Raw genomic sequence first — 22,580 nt, 5'->3', positions numbered from 1 at the left:
TGCTGACCCATGCGTGGCCGGGCAATGTCCGCGAGCTTCGTCAGAAAATCATGGGAGCGGTGTTGCAGGCACAGACGGGTCTTGTCACGAAAAAACATCTGGAACTTGCCGTGACGAGGGCGGCCTCACCCGTCAGCTTCGCCCTGCGCAATGATGCTGAAGACAAGGAGCGAGTCTTACGCGCATTGAAGCAGGCGAACGGGAACCGCAAGGTTGCCGCCGAACTGCTCGGAATAGGACGTACGACACTGTACAACAAACTGGAAGAATATGGATTGAAGTATAAATTCAGGCAATCATAGCCAGTAATTCATTTAATTTGGATTATTACGAATATCAATGTTGCAATTACATTCGCAATAAAGACAACGGTTTCAAAAATAATGTTACCTTTGCATACAGAAGAGTTGTTTGACAGTAATGAGCCGCAAAATATTGAAATTAGAACCGTCGTCAAGTCATTACCCTAAAAAACAGATAAGTTTATAACTCTCTCATCTTAAATTACCTGCAAACGATTATCGGATTTTCGGGAAAAAGTAGTACTTTTACAAATCCAAAGATAATGTAATAGAAAAATATGAATATGATGTACGAGGCTGGTGCTTTATGGAATAAATGGGATTTGCATATCCATACTGACGCATCAGATGGGAAAGGCTCTTGCCAAGACATATTAAAAGAAGCTGCTGCAAAGGAGCTCAAATGTATAGCAATTACAGATCATCACACAGTTGCTAATGTTGATCTTATGAAAGAATTAGCTGTGCCGATGAACATATCTGTTATTGCTGGCGTTGAATTTCGCACGGAATATGGAAAGGCTTCCGTTCATATGATTGGGCTTTTTCCTGATGAACATAACGGAGTAAAACTTGATGCTGAGTTTTTAAAAGAGAATGTGTTGAATCCGTTAGGTATAACTCGTACTAAGATGATACAAAAAGGTAAGGAATGCCTTAAGAAAGAGGGGTTGCCTGACGATTTATATTTTAAGGAAGGAATGTTTCAAGTTCAAGCAGATTTCAAACATGCCGCAAATCTTATTCATCAATATGGTGGTCTAGTGACTGTACATGCTGGTTCTAAATCTAATAGCATAGATGTGGAAATGAAACATGAGGGTAAGGCGGATAAGAATGTATCAATTGAAGATTCTCTAGGACCAGTAAAAGAAGAATTATTCAAAGGAGGATATATTGATATTTGTGATTTGACCAAACCGAAAGAGGCGACTTTTTATCAGAAAGTATTTAGAAAACCTTCTATTACGACATCAGATGCCCATGAAGTAAATGAAGTTGGTTCAAATGCTTGTTGGATAAAAGCAGACTTGACTTTTGAAGGATTAAGACAGATATTGGTAGAACCTGAACGCATATCATTCGATGAACCTAATATTTTAAATCGAATTAGAAAGAATCCTGATAAATTTATACAAAGTTTAGAGGTGCGTCGTACATCCAATGCTACGATGTCAGAAATTTGGTTTAATAATGTGCAAATACCACTTAATCCTGGTTTAGTAGCAATTATTGGTAATAAGGGAAGTGGTAAGAGTGCGCTTACTGATATTATTGCATTATGTGCTGATACCTCTAATCAAAACTGGGCATTTCTTACCCCTACAAAGTTCAGAATGACAAAACCTTATAATCGTTCTAAACAGACGGAAGCAGTAATTCAATGGATAGATGGTTCACATTCTGCTATCAAGACATTGGATATGTCTTCAGATGCGACACAACCAGAACGGGTAAAGTATATACCTCAAAATTTTCTTGAAACACTTTGTACCACAGAAGACGACCACGAATTCGAAAGTGAACTAAAGAAGATAATATTTCAATATTTAGACCCTGCGCAAAGGTTCGGCTTTAATGACTTAGATAGTATAATAAATTATTTGACAAGAGAGAATAGTGCTTCATGTCATGAAATACAATCTCGTATTAAAGCTATCAATGCTGACATTATCGAAAAAGAAGCTATGCTTATTCCTGCATATAAGAGTAAACTTGCGAATGAGCTAAAATATAAACAGGAGCAGTTGAGTAATGCACAGTCTGCAAAACCAAAAGAAGTGGCAAAACCTTCGTTAGAAGATAATCCTGATGCAAAAAAGGCAAAAGAAGACATTGAGCAGATTCAGGAAAATTGCAAACAAATTGCAGTTTCATTGCATAAGTTGTACGAAGAGCGAGAGATTATTGTCAAGGCAATACAAGATATTAATGCTAGTAAAGAACGTTTAGACCGCCTCAATTCTCAGATAGAGTCTGTAAAACTGGAACTACAAAGCCTATATGAGAGAAATAATTTGAAAATAGAATCCGTAATAAGCATTTTGTATCATCCTGAAATAATAGAATCAAAAGTTGAAGAATTATCAAAACGTTTGGCTTTCTTAGATGAACAATTAGACGAAGCTAATACTGAAAGTTTAAATTGTCAGTATAAAAATGCGTTACAACAATTAGAAGATGCTAAGAAGCTGTTAAGTGCCCCAGAGCTAGAATATCAAAAGTATCTAAAAGAGAAATTGGATTGGGAGAAAATGTTAGAAGATATAATTGGCACTTCAGAGAAGGATGGAACAATAAAAAATCTTCAAGCACGGATAGATTATATTGAACATCAGTTAGCAGGAGAGCTTTCTACAAGATTAGACCTCCGCAGACAGTATGTTAATGAATTGATGCAAAAGAAGCGTCAAGTTCTTGATACTTATAATAGTCTTTTCGCTCCCATAGTGAAATTCATTCAAGATTATCATGAGGAATTAAAAGACTACCCTATAGAATTTGATTCAACTTTTGCTATTAAGAATTTTGAAGAAAAATTGTTTGATTATGTCAGCCAGCAAGCTGCAGGCTCTTATTATGGGAAAGAACAAGGATTATCTAGAATAAAAGATAACATTGATAGTGTTGATGTATCTAGTGTTCAATCTATAGTGGATTTCGCTTGTCTTATTAATGATGATTTACTATTTGACAAGCGTGATGGTCAGAATATGGAGCGAATTGTTGAGGCTCAATTAAAAAAAGGTCATACCAAACAAGAACTATACGATTTTATATATGGAATGGATTATGTGATTCCTTTCTTCCAATTAAAGATGAATAGTAAACCCCTATCTTCGCTATCACCAGGTGAGAGAGGGGCTTTACTTCTCTTATTGTATCTCTTCATTGACATGGATGATAAACCATTAATTATAGATCAGCCAGAAGAGAACCTTGATAATGAAAGTGTTTTCAAGTATTTAGTACACTTCATTAAGACTGCTAAGAAAAAACGTCAAATTATTATGGTTACACATAACCCTAATCTTGCCGTAGTGTGCGATGCTGATCAAATTATTCAAATGAAGATAGATAAACTAAAGGGTAATGAGGTTACTTATGTATCCGGAGCAATAGAGAATCCAAAGATGAATAAAATAATTGTTGATATTCTTGAAGGTACATATCCTGCATTTCATAATAGGGATTGTAAATATTTTGATAAGACTGTGTGAATAAATCTATAAATTTGAATGTGCCTATACACAGACACATTCAAATTTATGTCCCTCCCTTAGGAATAATTTGTATTAGACTATTATTTCCGCTTTGTCCTTACGATTTCTTTGATGTGATATGTATCAGTGGTAATTGCTGAATATTAATATTCATGGAATTTCTTTTACGAAGGTGTGTTTCTCAAAAAATAATATTATCTTTGCAGCTAAAAAGGCGTTCTTTTGAATTATAGCAAAACGAAGTGAGATACAGAATTTCGCTGGTTTCTAAATCATTACCTATCAAGTTGAAATATTTTGTAAGCTATTGAATTTTAGCGAAAAAGGTAAACTGTTATGTCTTAAACAATGGAAGGTAATGTGTTTGGTGATTCCGGCAGCTTCAACCCACTTTTTGACAGGACGGTTTATCCAAGAAGGGTCAGGAAGTCCGGCAAAAACCAAAAGTTCACCCTCTTTTGGCTCTCCACAGAGATTATATGCTTGCTCTGATATAGGCATATATTCAACTCCTTTTGTCTTTTGCTGAGTAAAATTCAACCGATAGCCTCCATTGAACATTTCCACTTCCGACCACTTCAACTTCTGAATGTCGCAATGACGGATTCCTGTTAAAGCAGAGAACAAGGCAGCACGTTTCAGTAATGGGTCACAAGGTGTTTGAGCCAGTCGGTTCAATTCCTCTACCGTGAGATATTCTCTCCGGCTTTCCCTTTCTTGAATGCCTTTGACTTTTGCAGAAATATCAATAGTCAGATATCCGTCTATAAAAGCCTGTTTCAATCCGGCTTTGAAGATAGAGAAATAGGTTGCTGCTGTATTTTGAGAAATCGTACCTCGTTTAGTGCCTCCTTGTGGGGCATTCATTATGAATTGCCGGAACGATTCAACCATCTTTAAGTCTATTTGCGAAAAGAGAATGGTGTCACCTTTTGCGAAAATCTTCAATAATTCATGCACTCTCCTCCAGTTGACAATGATAGAATCAGAGCTATGGGCATGCCTTGTTCGCTGCACATGGTCGAAGTACTCAATGAAATTACTTCGGGAGCGTTCCAACTGCTCCGCCTGTTCTGCATCGGTATCGGCATATAAAGCTGCATTGTCGTATTCCTTTTGTCGTAGGCTTCTGACCTTGTCGGCATAGATACATGATTCCTGGTCTAATTGCGACTTACATTGAATGACACCGTTCAAATCTCGCTTCGGATTATAAGTGGTTTTGCCTTCGGCATTAGTCCTTGCATTGCGTGACTTATCCCAAATAGGTGTTGTAATGGTACGATTGAGATATTCACGCACTCTTTGTGGCGTATCTTTTCCGGATTGGAATACAGGATAAGATTCCACATAAAGATACCATTCATCACGATATTCAGATTTGCGGAGCTTTACCGACACTCGTGTATTGACTAATGCTTTCTTCATCGCTTCACACCTTTATATAAGTTATCAATTTCTTTCTTGGGTACATACACAAAGTTCCCAATCTGCCGGGTAGGGATAGAGTATTTGCGTATGTGGAGATAAACTGTACTTTCATTCACAAGAAACTTCTCTGTGATTTCTCCAATGGTATAACAATCTTTCGGCTCCAGACTATATAGTTTGGCAACAGGTTTCGGCTTTGTGAGAGCTTTCTTGCGTGGAGGATAGAGTTTCATCAGTTCTGCTTTTGATAGTAATGTCTGTCTTTCTCCTGCATTTACACTGGGGATTGTACCCTTACGAATCAAACGATAAAGAGTTTCCTTGCTTATGCCAAACAATGCGTATGCTTCAGGAACCGTGATGTACTCTTTGGACTTGGGTATCTTCTTAACCACTTCGTCCAACCTTTGCAATCTTTGTTCTTCATCCTTGCGTCGCTTCCATGCAATTTTGGAACATTTGGGAGAGCAATACCAAGATTCTATTGTTTTGGCTAAAAACTCTTCTCCACAAATCTGGCACTTCCGTTTTATTTCAAATTTTGCTGCTGGCATAATCTACTTTTTACTTATATTCCTCATTCTCAATACCGGCATTCTTGTAAGTGTCACATTATCTACTTTTAAGTGTCGGTACAATTATGGTACAAATATACGATAAAAATCCGAGAAATAAGCAAAGCCAAAGAAAAGTCTACAAAAAGAAATAGGGCGTAACTTATTGAGTTACACCCTATATTCCTATTTATTGTTATCGTTATTTATCGATACTTACTTCACTTCCTCAAAGTCGGCATCCTGAATATTTTCATCTGCCTTTGAGCCGTTATTCTGCGCCTGCTGGCCGGATGCCTGCTGAGCATTGAAGCCTTGATCGGCACCCGGTTGGCCTGCTCCCTGATACATCTGCTGGCTGGCCGCCTGCATGATGTTGTTTAGGTTGGCTGTCGCAGTGTCTATTGCGGCTATATCGGCTGCCTTGTGGGCATCTTTGAGCTGTTGCAGAGCAGTCTCGATAGGAGCCTTCTGGTCGGCCGGAATCTTGTCTCCGTTGTCTTTCAAGAAGTTCTCTGTGGTGAATATGAGCGAGTCTGCCTGATTCAACTTGTCGATGCGCTCACGCTCCTTCTTGTCATTCTCAGCGTTCTGCTCTGCTTCTGCCTTCATGCGGTCGATTTCCTCCTGACTCAGACCAGATGAAGCTTCGATACGTATTGCCTGCTCCTTGCCTGTCGCCTTGTCTTTGGCCGACACTTTGAGAATACCGTTGGCGTCGATGTCGAACGCAACCTCAATCTGCGGAACACCGCGGCGAGCCGGAGCAATGCCTTCGAGATTGAACTGACCGATGCTCTTGTTCTGAGCGGCCATCGGACGCTCACCCTGCAATACGTGGATTGTCACGGCCGTCTGGTTGTCCACCGCGGTAGAGAATGTCTCCTTCTTGTTGCAGGGTATGGTCGTATTAGCCTCGATGAGTTTAGTCATCACACCGCCCATAGTCTCGATACCGAGAGTAAGCGGAGTCACGTCGAGCAGCACGATGTCGCCCACGCCGCCTTCCTTGTTGAGGATCGCGCCTTGAATGGAAGCACCCACGGCCACAACCTCGTCGGGGTTCACACCCTTTGAAGGCTCTTTGCCAAAGTAGTTCTTCACCAGTGTCTGCACTGCCGGTATACGGCTTGAGCCGCCCACGAGAATAACCTCGTCTATATCCGATGTGGATAGTTTTGCGTCGCGCATTGCGTTCTGGCACGGTATGAGACAGTTCTGGATCAGTTCGTGAGCCAATTGCTCGAACTTAGCGCGTGTCAGGGTTTTCACCAAGTGCTTCGGCACACCGCCCACTGGCATGATATAAGGCAGGTTGATCTCTGTCGACGTAGAGCTTGACAACTCTATCTTCGCCTTTTCAGCAGCCTCTTTCAGTCGCTGCATAGCCATCGGGTCTTGCGTAAGGTCCGCTCCCTCCTCGTTCTTGAATTCCTGCACGAGCCAGTCGATGATAACCTGGTCGAAGTCGTCGCCGCCGAGGTGTGTGTCACCGTTTGTCGAGAGCACCTCGAACACGCCGCCGCCAAATTCAAGTATCGAGATATCGAACGTACCGCCACCAAGGTCGAACACAGCAATCTTCATATCCTTGTTTGCCTTGTCCACACCATAGGCCAGTGCGGCCGCAGTAGGCTCGTTGACGATGCGTCGAACGTTAAGACCAGCGATCTGTCCGGCTTCTTTCGTTGCCTGGCGCTGAGAGTCTGAGAAGTATGCCGGCACGGTTATCACAGCGTCTGTCACTTCCTGTCCGAGATAATCTTCGGCCGTCTTCTTCATCTTCTGAAGCACCATTGCCGATATTTCCTGCGGAGTGTATTTGCGGCCGTCGATGTCTACGCGCGGATATCCGCCCTCGTTTACCACAGTGAACGGCACGCGGCCGATTTCCTTGCTTGTCTGGTCCCAAGTCTCACCCATGAAACGCTTGATGCTGTACACGGTGTTCTTGGGGTTGGTGATGGCCTGACGCTTTGCCGGGTCGCCCACCTTGCGCTCGCCGCCCTCTACGAAGCCGACAACCGACGGTGTGGTGCGCTTGCCCTCGCTGTTTGCTATCACTACCGGCTCGTTGCCTTCAAACACGGCAACGCATGAGTTTGTAGTACCTAAGTCTATTCCAATAATCTTTCCCATAATCTTTATTTTTTATTTATTATTTCCGTTATTAATTTGTGTACTTGCTTTCGCTTTCCGCAGATATTATAGCAAAGCGCGTGCCAAACATAATCCAGGTATGACTTAATGTCTGTTTCTTGCGCCATTTTGTCACAAGCATTATCAGACATGCCTCAACCGTAATCATTTCCTACCCGTTCATCTATGACATAAAACGTTTTTGGGCCGCTTTTCCCGGAACAAACAATTATATTAATGGCAAAAGAACAGAACTTCACGCCCATTAATCCGTCGGCCATACATAGCCAACCGAATTACCGCACAGTTTCCTTATCCGGAACACTCAATGTGCGGTATACGAGCACACGTGCTTCCGGTGAGAGCGTCACGGTGAAGCTGTCGCCTGCGGCCTCGTTCAGAGTGCCTTGCCACCAAGCCGTCAACATCCTGTCGCTGATCGGCCAACGCAGACCCGACGCGGACAGCGTGCCGGAAGGAGAAAGGGAGAACAGGGACACCTGTATGCCGGGCCGGCTCATGAGTGTCGCCGTTTTCATAAGCGGAGTGAAAAGTCCGTAGTCTGAAAGCATCTCTATGCGCCTGAACAGATACGCATGCTCCATAAGCAGAGAAATATTCCCCAACGTATGGTCTTCACGCATTCCGGTGGCTCCCAATATCAAAACATCCCGGTAGCCCGACCGGTGGGCGAACAGTATCGATTTGGTAAGGTCGTTCACTTCCTGGTCTTCCACAAGATGGATGCGGTCGGCATACCGCTCCCGGAAACCGGGCGAAAGACTGTCGAGATCGCCGACGATGGCGGTCGGTACTATGCCGGCCTTGTCTAATGACGCAATGGCTCCGTCGCAGGCAATGACGACGGAAGCCCTACGCAGAAAGCCCAAAGGAAGGTCGGCTTGCGGAAAACTGCCGTTTGCCATTATTACGCAGTCATAAGGTTCAATCATCTTTGTCTTATTCCTTTCTTTTTCCATGTATACAATCCGATTGCCGCCAGTATGGCATAGCAAAAATAGAGAAACATCGTGGGGTAAAGCCCGCGCCCGCAATAAAGCCATACGGATACACAGTTGACAACAATCCAAAACACCCAATGCTCAATGAAGCGCCGGGCCAACATCCATGTGGCAACTATCCCGACGGCCGTGGTAAAAGCGTCGCCAACCGGTATCGGTGAGTCGGTAAACCGATGCAACAGGTTGTATAGCGATGCGAACAGCGCGGCAATGGCAAGCATGACTACACCGAGAAGACGGGGAGTCAGATTGCGGTAGATAATCTCATCCCGGGTGGCCGTTGCCGCGGCATCCTCTTTGCCCTCCTTGCCTTGCGTCCACTGCCAGAAACCATAGACACTGATGACCACATAATATATATTCAGACCCATGTCAGCATATATCTTTGAAAAGAAAAACACAAAGACATATACAAAAGAGGTCAGAAAACCGACTATCCACATGGCACGGTGTTGCCTGATTTCCAAAAACAGGTAAAGCAGACCGCTCAGCACTCCGAAATATTCCAATAGCCGTTCCATCTCTCAGACTTTATAATTTGACAACCTCAATAATGTGATAATCGAGAAAAACCGTTTACCTTTAAATATACCTTACGCTCACGATGGCATCATACGTACCGGCTCTGCAGGTTTGATATCCACCGGTAGCCCACGCTCCGACGTATCATTACGGATGTCTCTCCTCATATTCGACTGCAAAGGAACGAAAAATAGACGTAACAGCCAAAATATATGGGAATTGTTTCAAAGATTGAAATGTCTTTGGATGAATATCCTTTATCATCCAAAGCGTAAAAAAATACCAAGCCATAAGGCATCCGCACGTTTCTCTGCAACGGCCGGACTTTCGGCCAGCATCATCCACGGCATACCGCGACAGGAATTTCCACGTAAACGATTTCGTAATAATAAAATCAAGGATTTAACACTTTATTTTTCACCGAAATAGAAAAACAAATGCGATACTGATTGCGATACACAATACGATAGGGCCTTGATCTTACCACCGAAATTCGCCTGATTTCCTGCTACGGGTGTCTAAATGGAATCCGTTCGGCTGCCGATTGCTCTCCGCTTAGCGGCTAAACGAAGAGCAACGGGACGCTAAACGCAAACCAGAACTTTCAAAAAGCGGAATGCAAGGAGTGCGAGCAACAAACATTTCTCGTATAACATTGATATACAACATATTGCATAAAACGCTGAAATACGGCGATATTTGCGGCCTCCGCATCTTAATTTTCAAATAACCTAAATATGAATGACCTTTTGTAAATATTATTCTTTATTGTCATCCGGACATACTAAGTTTCCGCACCCATTTATAAATAAGATACAACAGCATTAAATCATCCTTACTGAGAGTGGAAAACGGAATCAAGAATGTATAAGGCAAAAATATGTCAAAAAAACTTTCATATTCACGTTAATTATAAATATACTCCCCGTATAAAACTTTTTTAATTTAATGGGGTTTAATAGTACTGAATAAATGGTATATTATTTTTTTCTTTGCGTACTGTCTTCATATATTTGCAAACAAATCAGGACAACGACCGGATTTATCAAACCTCAGGATAACGCGCCTCTTCCCCTGCGCATGAGAGAAAAAGGGGAGTTTTGTTTTACTTTTAAAAGACATGTATTATGGAAACAAAGAAAAAAAGTTGTACCAAGACCGCCAAGTGTGCGGAAGACAACAAAAAGAAAGAGTGTAAGACCGATAAGCAGAAAGAAACCTGCAAGTCTGAAAAGCCAAAGTGCCAAGCCAAAGCCAAAAAGGCTAAGTGACAGGCACAGAAAGAGACAGATTAACTTATTATCAACAACTTAAATTCATTAGCTTATGTTTTATCATGTAAAAGACTTGCAGTTCAACGCAAGAGTATCAAAACCAGATCCGCGGTTTGCAAGAGTGATGCTCGAAGCTTTCGGCGGAGCAAACGGAGAGTTAAAGTCAGCACTGCAATACTTCGTGCAGGCTTTCAGTTGTCACAATCCTTATCCCGACAAGTATGACATGCTCATGGATATAGCCACCGAAGAGTTCGGACATCTCGAAATCGTAGGCGCTACCATACAGATGCTACTCGGCCCGGTAAACGGAAAGATGAAGGACGCGGTGGAGACCATGCCGCTCAACTGCATGATGCGCGGAAAGGAGGGAAAAGAGGAACTCATACACCAGGCTTTCACCAATCCTCAGTTTCTGGTGGGTGCGCCGGGCAGTCCCGCCCTGACAGACTGTAACGGAAACCCGTGGAATGCCACATACGTATCGGCAAACGCCGATCTGTCGGTAGACCTGCGCTCAAACATGGCAGGAGAGGCACGTGCAAAAATAGGCTACGAAAATCTCATGCAACTGACAGACGACCCGATGGTAAGAGAGACGCTTATGTTCCTCATGACACGCGAGGTGACACACTACCAGCAGTTTGAGGCCGCATTGGAGACAATACAGCCTAACTTCCCGCCGGGAGCATTGCAAACATCTCCGAAATACAGCAACCTTCACTTCAAACTGTCGAAAGGCGACGAAGCCGTAGGGCCGTGGAACGAAGGCAAGAGCACCCAATTCGGCGAAGAATGGCTGTGGATAGACGACCCCATCGACGAGGTGAGAAAGACAAACGGTCTTGTAGACCGTAAGCCGGAAGGAACGTCGCGCACAGAGAAAGAGATGCGCAAGAAAGACGAGCAGCTCTCGGCAGAACACCGTGACGAAGTGTTGTCGGCCACTCCCGACAAGGATATGCAATGGTGTAAATATTGCAATGAGGAAGAGAAATAAAAACAGTAATGAACAATTAAAAACATAAAAAAACCATGAAAAAGATATTTTCAGCAGTCATGGCACTCGCCGCAACGGCGGCCATGACATCATGCGGCAACGACAATAAATGTTACGGAAACGATAACTGCCGTGAAAACTGTACCATAGAGAGAATGGAGAATTCTGCCGACAAGGCTTCCAACAAGATGAAGAAAGACTGGGAGAAAACAAAGCAGAATGCCAAAGAAGACTGGAAAGACACCAAAGAAAACGTCAAGGATGGTTGGGAAGACACGAAAGACAACGTGAAGAAAGGCTACGACAAGACGAAAGAAACCATAAAGAAAGGTTACAACGAAACCAAGAAAGAGGTCAAGGATGCCTTATAATAACGGAAGCCTTACGATTCAAAGTCTTCAAGAGTTTAATAACACAAATGTCAAACAATTAAAAAAACTGTATTATGATAGGATTTATTATTTGGGTCATCGGTATGATACTCACCATCAGAGCCGCTTTTGAGATTGCAAGATATGACGTTTCGCTATGGAAAAGAATCGTCGCCATCATCATTCTGGTCTCCACAAGCTGGGTAGGACTTCTGTTCTATTACCTGTTCGCAAGAGACCGCATGGAGTCATGGCTTGAATGAAAAGCAAGACCCCGGCCGTGAACAAGGCCGAAAATAAATAGAAAAGCGAAGCACCGGAAGTAAAATGTTTATCAGCTTACTTTAAACAATATCCGGCGGCTTCGCTTTTTCATGCCGTACCGCTACTACTTTCAGTCCTGCATGTATGGCGTGGTATCCTCAATACCGGCCTCGGCCAATGCCTCGCGCCGCTCAACACACGTGCCGCAACGCCCGCAATGCACATCACCGCCTTTATAGCACGACCATGTCTCAGAGTAGTCCAGCCCCATTTCTTTACCCCTACGCGCTATATCAGCCTTGGTTATGCCGGTATACGGAGCGAGAATGCCGGCTCCGACGTAAGTTCCGGCCTTTGCCGCGGCATCGAAAGCGCATACGAATTCCCGGCGGCAATCGGGATATATGGAATGGTCTCCACCATGATTTGCCATCATCACGTACCGCAGACCATTACTTTCGGCAATTCCGACGGCAATGGACAGCATTATTCCGTTTCTGAAAGGCACCACGGTAGACTTCATGTTCTCGTCTGCATAGTGCCCGTCAGGAACAGCATCGGCTCCTTCGAGCAGCGAGCTCTTGAAGTATCTGTTCATAAAATCAAGACTTATCACGATATGCTTTATCCCCAGCCTCTCACAGTGCATACGTGCAAAAGGTATCTCACGGGCGTTATGGTTGCTCCCGTAATCAAACGATATGCCTACCGCTATGCGGTCACGGTACTCATGCAGCATGGTGACACTGTCCATTCCGCCACTCACTATTATCACTGAATCTTTCATATATGGTTTATTGACTGTTTAAAGACGCAAAAATAGGAAAATAAAAACAACGCTCCAAACAAACAAAGTGTTTTTTATACAATATTGCAAAGTCCATATTACATTTCAATGACAAAGCCGCAAAAAATATATAAAATCGCAATCATCGGATATTCATTATTGATATAATTTACTAACTTTGTAGTTCGAAGTTAAATGTGGAAAATATTTAATTATTATAAACAAGCAATTATGAATATCGATCAATTCAACTTTGCCGGCAAAAAGGCAATCGTACGCGTGGATTTCAATGTGCCATTGGACGAGAATGGCAATGTAACTGACGACACCCGCATCCGCGGCGCACTCCCCACACTGAAAAAAGTAATATCAGACGGCGGGGCGCTAATTATGATGAGCCACATGGGCAAGCCCAAAGGCAAGGTAAAGAAAGAGCTTTCACTCTCCCAGATTGTAAAGAACGTATCCGAAGCGCTTGGTGTTGAGGTTAAGTTCGCAGACGATTGCGCAAAAGCTGCTGACGCTGCCGCAGCCCTGAAACCGGGCGAGGCGCTGCTGCTCGAAAACCTGCGCTACTATGCCGAGGAAGAAGGCAAGCCTGTAGGCGTGGAAAAAGGGACACCCGAATACGACGAGGCAAAGAAAGAAATGAAGACCCGCCAGAAGGATTTTGCGAAGACACTCGCAAGCTACGCCGACTGTTACGTGATGGACGCTTTCGGAACAGCTCACCGCAAGCACGCTTCCACAGCCGTAATCGCCGACTATTTCGACGCAGACCACAAGATGCTCGGCTACCTGATGGAAAAAGAGGTGAACGCCGTTGACAACGTGCTAAGCAATATCAAGCGTCCGTTCACAGCCATAATGGGCGGCTCTAAGGTATCCACGAAAATCGGAATCATAGAGAACCTGCTCGGAAAGGTAGACAACCTCATTCTCTGCGGCGGCATGACATATACTTTCGCAAAGGCTCAGGGCGGCAAGATAGGTAACTCGATATGCGAGAACGACAAGTTGGAACTGGCTCTCGACATCATGAAGAAAGCCAAGGAAAACGGCGTTAACCTCGTACTTGGTACAGACTGCATCGCCGGCGACAACTTCTCCAACGACGCCAACACCCAGATATGCCCTGTAGACGACATTCCCGAAGGATGGGAAGGCATGGACGCCGGTCCCGATACACGCAAGAAATTCGCCGAGGCCATAGAGGGCGCAAAGACAATACTATGGAACGGTCCGGCAGGAGTATTCGAGTTTGACAACTTCGCTGGCGGTTCAAAGGCCATCGCGGAAGCCATTGCAAAGGCTACGGCCGACGGAGCTTTCTCGCTCATCGGCGGCGGCGACTCGGTTGCATGCATCAACAAGTTCGGCATGGCCGATAAAGTAAGCTATATATCAACCGGTGGCGGTGCGTTGCTCGAAGCAATAGAGGGTAAAGTATTACCGGGTGTAGCAGCCATCAAAGGTGAATAATAACCCCACACAGAAAGAATAACCTGAAAAGAAGGCTGCCTGAAAGGTTTTTCAGGCAGCCTTCTTTCATTAAAACAATAACGCTTATGAAATCAAAATTCATTACTCTCACACTGGCAACAGCATTCCTGAGTGCGTGCGGAAGCAATAGCACAGGTAAAAACGAACTTACCACCGACTCCGTAGCATTCAGCGAAAAAAGCAAAACGGCGGAAGTTACCATAAAGGCAGACTTTCCTAAAGACGGAAACAAGACGTTGACAAACATCATTACCGAGTATATCAGCGAGGAAATGGGCGGCACGTATGACGGAAAGACAGACAATCCGGACTCCATGGTGGCATTCTACTGTAAACGGGAAATGGCCGAATTAGAGAAGTTGGCATCCGAATTCGAGACAGACAGCGAAGCTCCTTTATACTATTCAAAGTCGGTATCAAAGATATACGAGACTGATAAGTTTGTCACCTATGCAAGCAGTTTCGAGTCTTTCACCGGAGGTGCGCACGGGATGCACGGCTCGGCAAACACCACGTTCCGCAAGAGCGACGGTCGTCGCTTCGGCAGTGAAATGCTGACAAGAACCGGTACGGAAGAGTTCAGGACGCTTATAAAAGACGGTTTAAAACAATATTTCGCGGAGAACGAGGGCAAAGATATCAGCGATGAAGAACTTAAAGAGCAACTGATCACCGATTACAGCGTAGACTTCCTTCCGTTACCGCAATTCCCTCCATACCTGACAGAGAAAGGTGTAGGGTTCACATACCAGCCATACGAAATAGCACCATACGCCGCCGGCATGCCTTCCTTCACGATACCATACGAGAAGGTCAAGCCATACATGACCGTTACGGCCGTAAAACTCATAGAGAACAAAGACGGTAAATAACCGCACGCAATACTCCCGGCAAAGCATATAAAAAATAAAACAAGCCATATAGAGGGGTATTACAAACAGAACAGAAATGCCTACCGTATAAAAACAGAAACCAGAATATACAGTGAGGCATTTCTGTTTTTCAACAATCGAAAGCCCTACCGGATAAAAAACAAATAACAATATATTATATAAAAAACAGAGACACCAATGACAATAACACTCATCATCCTTATAACAACGATAATACTCTTCGTGACAGGCAGGATAAGGGCCGACATAGTAGCGCTATGTGCTCTCACCACGCTGATTATTGCCGGAATACTAACACCCGGAGAGGCTCTTTCGGGCTTTTCATCTACCGTGGTTATAATGATGGTCGGGCTTTTCGTGGTCGGAGGAGCAATATTACAGACCGGTCTGGCAAAGGCCGCGAGCCAACGGATAATGAAACTCGCCGCCGGCAGCGACACAAAACTGTTCATTCTCGTGGTCGTGGTGACTGCCGTGATAGGCGCCTTCATCAGCAACACAGGCACCGTGGCCCTTATGATGCCCATAGTGGTGAGCATGGCGGTGCAAGCCGGCATGAGACCGGGACGCCTTCTCATGCCTCTGGCATTCGCAAGCAGCCTCGGCGGTATGCTTACGCTTATCGGTACGCCGCCCAACCTCGTGATACAAGACGCTCTGACGGGTGCCGGATATGCTCCGCTGAAATTCTTTTCATTCCTGCCGGTAGGCCTTATATGCCTTGCTGTGGGCATAATGGTAATGCTGCCGCTCAGCAAACTGTTCCTATACAAAAAGAAAGGAGAGGCAGACAAGGCCGCAAACAACCACAAATCGCTTGAAGAACTCGTTAAGGAATACAGGCTGGAAAGCACTCTTCGCAGATACAAGATTAAATCCTCATCGGCCGTAAAGGGTAAAACGGTAGCCGAACTGAACCTCAGAAGAGTGTACGGACTGTCCATTCTTGAAATACGCAGCGAGAGCACGGACCGAAGCGGACTCATACGCAACGTGAGGCAGAGCCTTGCCGGCCCTGACAGCATACTCAACGAGGGAGATATCATATACCTCACGGGCGACACGGCTGTTATGGACAGGTTCGCGAAAGACAACAACCTGAAACGCCTCGACCGCAACAACATGGACTTCTACGACATCGGAATAGCCGAGATTGTGCTCATGCCGATGGCCAAACTGATTGGCAGCCGGTTGAAAAACTCTGGATTCCGCGAGAGATACGACATCAACGTGCTGGGAATAAAACGTGGAGACAGTTATATACAGTCGGAGCTTCCTGATGAAAAACTGCAATCGGGCGATGTGCTGCTTGTGCAAGGCAAGTGGAGCAACATATCGAAGCTCGATGACCAGGAGACAGACTGGGTGGTGCTCGGTCAGCCCGAGGAGCAGGCTTCGAAAGTAACACTGAACTACAAAGCGCCGCTCGCCGCTATAATAATGCTCGCGATGGTGGCCACGATGGTATTCGACTTCATCCCGATAGCTCCCGTGACGGCAGTGATGGCAGCCGGCCTGCTGATGGTTCTCACCGAATGTTTCCGCAATGTGGAGGCTGCTTACAAGACGATAAACTGGGAGAGCATCGTGCTCATCGCCGCTATGATGCCCATGTCGGTGGCACTCGAAAAGACAGGCACGTCGGCTCTCATCTCGCACTCGCTCGTGTCTTCCCTCGGCTCCATGAGCCCCACTGTTCTTCTGGCCGGGATTTACTTCACCACATCGCTGCTAACGATGTTCATAAGCAACACGGCCACCGCCGTACTCATGTCGCCCATAGCCATGACGGCGGCACAGGAAATAGGCATCAGCCCCTATCCCATGCTATTCGCCGTGACCCTCGGAGCAAGCATGTGTTTCGCCTCACCGTTCTCGACACCGCCTAACGCACTCGTGATGCACGCCGGCGAATACACGTTTACCGACTACGTAAAAGTGGGTCTGCCCCTGCAGCTCGTCATCGGAATAGCAATGACGTTCCTGCTGCCATTGCTTTTCCCGTTCTGAAACATTCCGTAACGGCATTACCCGACGGTAATACTCATTTGAGCCGGCTTCCATGAAGCCGGTCTTATTATGCCGTAGCACACAGGCCACACAGCCATACAAGCATCATAGCGACACTATCCCCTCCCTATACCTACGCATATCATCCTCGTCCCATTTCCCGATGGCCTCGTCTATCTCTCCCAGTAATCTTGCCTTATCGGCAGGAAGAAACCCGACGACCGGCAGAATGTTCGACACTGTGTTGCCGAGAACGGTGGCACTAACGGTGAGACGCTCTATCAGCGTGCGCAACTCTATGAGACGCTCACGCTCAGACGCTTCATGAAAAAGTCCGGCACGCAATTCGGCATAAAGCTCCGACTGCTCAAAAACTGTGAGCGACACAATGTTTATGATATACGGATGCAGACGGTTGAACACCTCGGCAGTGCGCATGGCACCTGCTACACAGCCGCCCATGCCCGCCAGCCCCGTCATGTAGACGAGGTTATACTTGATACCAGCCTCTTCGAGCTTGAGGCATTGCTCCACGATGTCGGACGACGTATAGCCTTTGTTCATCCTCGCCAAAACACTGTCATCACCCGTCTCCGTGCCGATACTGACATTGTCTATCCGCAGATGGCGCAGGTTTCTCAGTTCATCCACCGTCTTCGGACGTATATCGGTGATGCGGGCGAACATACCCACAGATTCGCACCACGGCAACCTGCGACGTATCAGTTCGGCAATTCTGAACAGTCGGCCATAGCTAAGCGCAAAAGGATTGGCACCGGTGAGAAACACCCGCCGCGCCTCGGGCTGATAGCGGCATATAACATCTAAGTCGGCCTCAATCTCGCTCATCGGAGACATACGGAAATCCGTGCCGTGATAAAGGCTGCAAAACTTACACTTACGCCACGTGCAGCCCGACGTGACCTGCAATAACTGACTGTTTGCCTCGTATGGCGGCCGCCATATCTGACCGTCGAAATGTAATAGTTCCATATTCTTGATAATAAAAAAACGATGGCAAAGTTAGCTGCTTTACCTCATTGCCACAAGAACGCACCAAGGCGTAAGCCGCTTACCGGGAAGTAAGCAATGCTGAGCGCCACACGATTATGAATGATGATACGGCCGATTATTAATTATTTTTATGATTGTCGGTATCGTGACACATGTACAAACGGATCGCGTCAAACTGCTATCGCTTACTCAAACACACGCCGCCAACGTAATATACTGTAATGATTATATCATAAAAAAACGTTCCTCTTTTTAATCGAAACAGCTTGCCGAAAGCGATACGAAACCATGATTGAATACGATACACGGCAAAAAATACCGCAATGAAAACAGGATTTTTCCGCAACGAGTATCCCGTTGGAACGCATTCGGCAACTAATTGCAATGCGTTTAGCGGCTAAACGGAAAGCAACGGGATACTAAACGCAATGCAATCAGTATACTAAACGCGACCTCACACTCGTCCGAGAGTGAATATTTATAATCCCATCAAGACATACCGCCTGTATCACACTGACACACAAATAGTTGTATAAAACACAAAATACGGTGACATTTTCGCCCACAGGATTTTCAATTTGAAAATAACCGGAATATAAACGGCCGTTTGTAATATAATTTCTTAATCACAAAACCGCATTCCACCGAAATATAATACTCATCCGATTATTTTTGCGGCAGACAATGTCCGTAACCAAAAAATCTTGCTATTTTTGCAATGTAAGGACATGTATTGTCGCGACATGACGAGCTGGGTAAACAATTGACGAAAAACGGTTTCAGTCACGGTTCGCATCATATAAATCGAAAAAAGGCAAAATATGAACAAACGAAACAAGCTCGACTACGGATTCTGTCCGGCATCACCGGTGCTCGAATGGTTTTCCGACAAGTGGAATTTTGCGGTTCTGATAAAAATAAGCCAAGGCGCTCCGATACGCTTCGGCGAACTATTCAGGCAGATACCGGATATTTCCGAAAAAATGCTCTCCTCCACACTACATACCCTCGAAACCGACGGCCTGATCGACAGGCACGTATTTCCGGAAGTTCCGCCACGTGTGGAATACTCGCTCACCGAGCTGGGGAAGGGATTTATCCCGCACATGGAAAACCTGATGGCATGGGGGCATGACAATATCGGAAAAATATTGAGAAACAGGGAAAAGAACACGCAACATCAGAAAAACAATCCGTAATATAAAAAACCTACACGATACCATAATATTACAGCCATGACCTTGCCAAATAGACCGAAGCGTTGTATCTTTGCACGCATATAAAAGAAAACATAAAGAATGCGCATAGCAATAATAGGAGCGGGAGCGGCGGGATGCTTCGCCGCAATAAACATAAAACGGAAAATGGCGGACGCCGAGATAACGGTGTACGAAAGCGGACGTAAACCGCTGGCGAAAGTGGCCGTAACAGGCGGCGGACGGTGCAACCTGACAAACTCGTTCGAACATGTGAAGAGCATGCCGGCCGTATATCCGAGAGGACACAGGCTGATGGAGAGGCTCTTCCATACATTCGACTACAAAGACGCTTACCGGTGGTTTGAAGATGAGGGAGTGAAGCTCGTCACACAAGACGATTGCTGCGTATTCCCGCAGTCGCAGGACGCCATGGAGATTGTCGGTACGCTTACACGGCTCATGAGAAGCCACGGTATAGAACTGAAAACAGGTTGCCGGGTAAGACGTATAGAACGGACTGAAAACCTTGACGCAAACAAGATACGGATATATGCAGGAAACGACGATACAATCCATGAGGCGGATACGGTTGTGGTGACGACCGGCGGCAGTCCGAAGGCCTGCGGACTTGACATGCTGGCTCCGATACGCCTGAAAACAGAGAGTCCGGTACCGTCATTGTTCAGTTTCTGCCTGCCGGGAGACGATATAACCGCACTGACAGGCACGGTGGTGGAAGACGTTTCCGTGGCAATCACCGGCACAAAGCACAGAGCCGGCGGCCCGCTGCTGATAACGCACTGGGGCATGAGCGGACCGGCGATACTCCGATTGTCATCGTACGCCGCACGGACACTGAACGCCACTGGATATAAAGCACGACTGACAATAAACTGGATGGGCGACATGAGCGAAGCCGAAGTGCACGAAGAGCTGTATGCCATGGCAGCCCAAAACTCTCAGAAACACCTCTCAAACGCATACCCCACCCGATTAAACGCCCGACTATGGACACATCTGCTGCTCCGCAGCGGCATAAAACCCGACCAACGGTGGGGCGAACTGGCACGCAAGAGCTATAATAAGCTGACGGACACCTTGATAAACAGCATATACGACATGGACGGAGAAAACAAGTTCAAGGAAGAGTTTGTCACATGCGGTGGCGTGGCTCTGAGCAATATCAACCCAAAAACACTTGAATGCAAGACATGCCCCGGACTATATTTTGCAGGAGAGGTGCTCGATATAGATGCCGTTACCGGCGGTTTCAACCTTCAAGCGGCATGGACAACGGGGTATGCGGTGGCCGAGGCTATAACAAACAAACATTGATTTTCGGTATCTTACAATAAAACACGGAAGCAACATGATTGAGAGCCTTCGACATTGATGGCGCCGCATCGCGCTGCTTTCGTGTTTAATGAAAAGTTTTGAAGCATTGAGCAAAAGATTCTGCCGTATTCAACAAATCAAACTGGTATTCGGCAAAAAAAGGAAGCGCTACCTCTCCAAGATATGGGAAGCCAACAGATCGGCCGACTGCAATATGACAGTGAGCGGATGTTCGTTGGCCTCGGAGATATTACACTTGTCCTCATAGCTCTGGAAAGGCAGGTTCCACGCTCCCATATGCCACCGGATGGCGAGAATTTCGTCGTTTGAAAGATCGAGACCGAGACGAAGCAACATTATCACCGACTTCTCTCCATGGCCTGCCGGGAAGCGGGAGTAATCGGCCTCATAGGTGTCATACTGCTCCCAACGGTTCTGCGCATCCTTGCGCCACTTCAGGGCTTTCTTGTATATATTCGACTTGCACACATCATGAAGCAAGGCTGCGATAACCACACTGTCCTCCTTCAGCGAGTCGGCAACCTCGGGACGCATTGCCACCGTCTGCTCACGGAGCATCATCGCCATACGGTATACGTTGAGAGAGTGTTCGGCCAGTCCGCCATCGCGACAGAGATGCCTGTTGATCGATGCCGGCGCCTCAAAGAAACCGCCTTTGTCAAGATAGTCGATGACTGTATCCATCCCCCTGCGCCCGGTCGCTTTCAATAGCGATATGAACTGCTGCTTCATATATTCAAATGCTCTTCGTTATATCTTCCAATTTCCATTTTTTGCCGTCCGGCCCATCATGCCATGCCAAACAGCGCCGTGTCCTGCCTCTTTACCTTTCCGCAACTCAGCCCTTTCACAATATATTGTTGCGCTCTTTCTCCTTGAAATAACGATAGGTGGCAACTTTCAACTCGTCACATGACGCATCGTCGCACACAATTATACCATGGCGGTGCATCTGCAAGGCACTTACTGTCCACATGTGGGTCACCGGCCCTTCAATGGCAGCCTGCAACGCGTGTGTCTTCGCATGACCGTTGCACAGTATCATAACCTCACGGGCATCCATCACCGTGCCCACCCCGACTGTAAGGGCATACTGCGGCACGTTTGCCGGGTCGCCGCCGAAGAAACGGCTGTTGGCGATGCGTGTATCGCTGGTAAGTGTTTTCATGCGCGTGCGGCTCGAAAGAGAAGACCCCGGCTCGTTAAACGCTATATGGCCATCGGGACCTATTCCGCCTACAAAGAGGTCTATGCCTCCGTATTTCAAAATGGTATCCTCATACATGCGGCACTCTTCTTCAAGATCCTCGGCGTTGCCGTTGAGTATATGAATGTTTTCTTCCGGACAGTCGACATGATCAAAAAAATTCTTCCGCATAAAAGAATGGTAGCTTTCCGGATGCGACTCGGGCAGGGCCACATACTCATCCATATTGAATGTGACCACGTTGCGGAACGATACTATTCCGTCCTGATAGGCACGGACAAGTGCCTGGTACATGCCAAGCGGTGAGGAGCCCGTGGGCAGGCCGAGCACGAAAGGCTTGTCCTCCGTCGGATTGGCGGCGTTTATAAGTCCTATGACATGGTTTGCCGCCCATTGCGACAGCAGTTGGTAGTTTGGTTCTATGATAACTCTCATGGCCTTGTTTGTTTTTTCAGATTATGTTACGCATTATAAAATAGGCAATAGGTACAGGATGACAAGCAAAAAG

19 protein-coding genes and 1 pseudogene are annotated in these 22,580 nt (G+C 46.0%); 11 read left to right on the top strand and 9 right to left on the bottom strand.

Features of this window, described 5'->3' with window-relative positions; genetic code table 11:
* A partial coding sequence (locus MoGM_RS12610; RefSeq protein WP_275936845.1) for a helix-turn-helix domain-containing protein occupies window positions 1-302 on the top strand: 302 nt, incomplete at its 5' end.
* Between the two features lie 284 nt (window positions 303-586).
* Complete coding sequence (locus MoGM_RS12605) at window positions 587-3,523, top strand: TrlF family AAA-like ATPase (RefSeq protein ID WP_104370407.1); 2,937 nt, start codon at window positions 587-589, stop codon at window positions 3,521-3,523.
* Window positions 3,524-3,859: 336 nt separating this feature from the next.
* On the opposite strand, the pseudogene MoGM_RS12600 reads toward MoGM_RS12605, so the two are convergent.
* The 5 genes and pseudogenes from MoGM_RS12600 to pnuC all read right to left on the bottom strand — a co-directional run.
* Window positions 3,860-4,954: pseudogene (locus MoGM_RS12600) on the bottom strand (site-specific integrase); the annotation flags it as partial.
* Window positions 4,951-5,511, bottom strand: coding sequence for an AlpA family transcriptional regulator (locus MoGM_RS12595; RefSeq protein ID WP_009038133.1), 561 nt, complete (start codon window positions 5,509-5,511; stop codon window positions 4,951-4,953). The pseudogene MoGM_RS12600 and the gene MoGM_RS12595, both read right to left, overlap by 4 nt.
* A gap of 216 nt (window positions 5,512-5,727) precedes the next feature.
* On the bottom strand, window positions 5,728-7,650 hold the full coding sequence (dnaK, locus tag MoGM_RS12590) for a molecular chaperone DnaK (RefSeq protein WP_104370393.1): 1,923 nt from the start codon (window positions 7,648-7,650) through the stop codon (window positions 5,728-5,730).
* A gap of 296 nt (window positions 7,651-7,946) precedes the next feature.
* Window positions 7,947-8,603, bottom strand: a complete 657-nt coding sequence (locus tag MoGM_RS12585; RefSeq protein ID WP_104370392.1) for a thiamine diphosphokinase — start codon at window positions 8,601-8,603, stop codon at window positions 7,947-7,949.
* A complete protein-coding gene (pnuC, locus tag MoGM_RS12580) occupies window positions 8,600-9,193 on the bottom strand; it encodes a nicotinamide riboside transporter PnuC (RefSeq protein ID WP_104370391.1) in 594 nt (197 codons plus the stop codon). Before pnuC ends, MoGM_RS12585 begins: the two co-directional genes overlap by 4 nt.
* Before the next feature lie 1,128 nt (window positions 9,194-10,321).
* Between pnuC and MoGM_RS13110 the strand changes: the two genes are divergently transcribed.
* The 4 genes from MoGM_RS13110 to MoGM_RS12565 all read left to right on the top strand — a co-directional run bounded on the left by MoGM_RS13110 (window position 10,322) and on the right by MoGM_RS12565 (window position 12,102).
* Window positions 10,322-10,465 carry a hypothetical protein gene (locus MoGM_RS13110; protein WP_158249618.1) on the top strand — a complete coding sequence of 48 codons (144 nt, stop codon included), beginning with the start codon at window positions 10,322-10,324 and terminating at the stop codon, window positions 10,463-10,465.
* A gap of 55 nt (window positions 10,466-10,520) precedes the next feature.
* Window positions 10,521-11,468, top strand: a complete 948-nt coding sequence (locus MoGM_RS12575; RefSeq protein WP_104370390.1) for a manganese catalase family protein — start codon at window positions 10,521-10,523, stop codon at window positions 11,466-11,468.
* A 35-nt stretch (window positions 11,469-11,503) separates the two neighbouring features.
* Complete coding sequence (locus tag MoGM_RS12570) at window positions 11,504-11,839, top strand: hypothetical protein (protein ID WP_146078744.1); 336 nt, start codon at window positions 11,504-11,506, stop codon at window positions 11,837-11,839.
* A gap of 74 nt (window positions 11,840-11,913) precedes the next feature.
* Window positions 11,914-12,102: a hypothetical protein gene (locus MoGM_RS12565; protein ID WP_104370388.1), complete on the top strand. Its 189-nt coding sequence runs from the start codon at window positions 11,914-11,916 to the stop codon at window positions 12,100-12,102.
* 131 nt (window positions 12,103-12,233) lie between these two features.
* Here the strand turns inward: MoGM_RS12565 and queC are convergent, their stop codons facing one another.
* Window positions 12,234-12,890, bottom strand: coding sequence for a 7-cyano-7-deazaguanine synthase QueC (queC, locus tag MoGM_RS12560; protein ID WP_104370387.1), 657 nt, complete (start codon window positions 12,888-12,890; stop codon window positions 12,234-12,236).
* Window positions 12,891-13,121: 231 nt separating this feature from the next.
* On the opposite strand from queC, the gene pgk reads away from it, so the two are divergent.
* The 3 genes from pgk to MoGM_RS12545 all read left to right on the top strand — a co-directional run bounded on the left by pgk (window position 13,122) and on the right by MoGM_RS12545 (window position 17,296).
* Complete coding sequence (pgk, locus tag MoGM_RS12555) at window positions 13,122-14,372, top strand: phosphoglycerate kinase (protein ID WP_104370406.1); 1,251 nt, start codon at window positions 13,122-13,124, stop codon at window positions 14,370-14,372.
* A gap of 86 nt (window positions 14,373-14,458) precedes the next feature.
* Window positions 14,459-15,265, top strand: coding sequence for a DUF3298 and DUF4163 domain-containing protein (locus MoGM_RS12550; RefSeq protein WP_104370386.1), 807 nt, complete (start codon window positions 14,459-14,461; stop codon window positions 15,263-15,265).
* Window positions 15,266-15,463: 198 nt separating this feature from the next.
* Window positions 15,464-17,296, top strand: a complete 1,833-nt coding sequence (locus MoGM_RS12545; RefSeq protein WP_104370385.1) for an SLC13 family permease — start codon at window positions 15,464-15,466, stop codon at window positions 17,294-17,296.
* Window positions 17,297-17,401: 105 nt separating this feature from the next.
* Here the strand turns inward: MoGM_RS12545 and MoGM_RS12540 are convergent, their stop codons facing one another.
* Window positions 17,402-18,289, bottom strand: coding sequence for a radical SAM protein (locus tag MoGM_RS12540; protein ID WP_104370384.1), 888 nt, complete (start codon window positions 18,287-18,289; stop codon window positions 17,402-17,404).
* Window positions 18,290-19,131: 842 nt separating this feature from the next.
* Between MoGM_RS12540 and MoGM_RS12535 the strand changes: the two genes are divergently transcribed.
* Both MoGM_RS12535 and MoGM_RS12530 read left to right on the top strand, forming a co-directional pair.
* A complete protein-coding gene (locus MoGM_RS12535; protein WP_104370383.1) occupies window positions 19,132-19,509 on the top strand; it encodes a helix-turn-helix domain-containing protein in 378 nt (125 codons plus the stop codon).
* 99 nt (window positions 19,510-19,608) lie between these two features.
* Window positions 19,609-20,844: an aminoacetone oxidase family FAD-binding enzyme gene (locus MoGM_RS12530; protein WP_104370382.1), complete on the top strand. Its 1,236-nt coding sequence runs from the start codon at window positions 19,609-19,611 to the stop codon at window positions 20,842-20,844.
* Window positions 20,845-21,012: 168 nt separating this feature from the next.
* Here the strand turns inward: MoGM_RS12530 and MoGM_RS12525 are convergent, their stop codons facing one another.
* On the bottom strand, window positions 21,013-21,597 hold the full coding sequence (locus MoGM_RS12525) for an HD domain-containing protein (protein ID WP_104370381.1): 585 nt from the start codon (window positions 21,595-21,597) through the stop codon (window positions 21,013-21,015).
* A gap of 115 nt (window positions 21,598-21,712) precedes the next feature.
* Entirely contained in the window at window positions 21,713-22,507 is a 795-nt protein-coding gene (gene nagB, locus MoGM_RS12520; protein WP_104370380.1) for a glucosamine-6-phosphate deaminase, read from the bottom strand.
* Window positions 22,508-22,580: the final 73 nt, after the last annotated feature.

This window comes from Prevotella sp. MGM1, assembly GCF_002933775.1.
Lineage (GTDB): Bacteria > Bacteroidota > Bacteroidia > Bacteroidales > Bacteroidaceae > Prevotella.
Note: the sequence above shows the minus strand (reverse complement) of the source record. Positions and strands in the feature narration are given on the sequence as shown.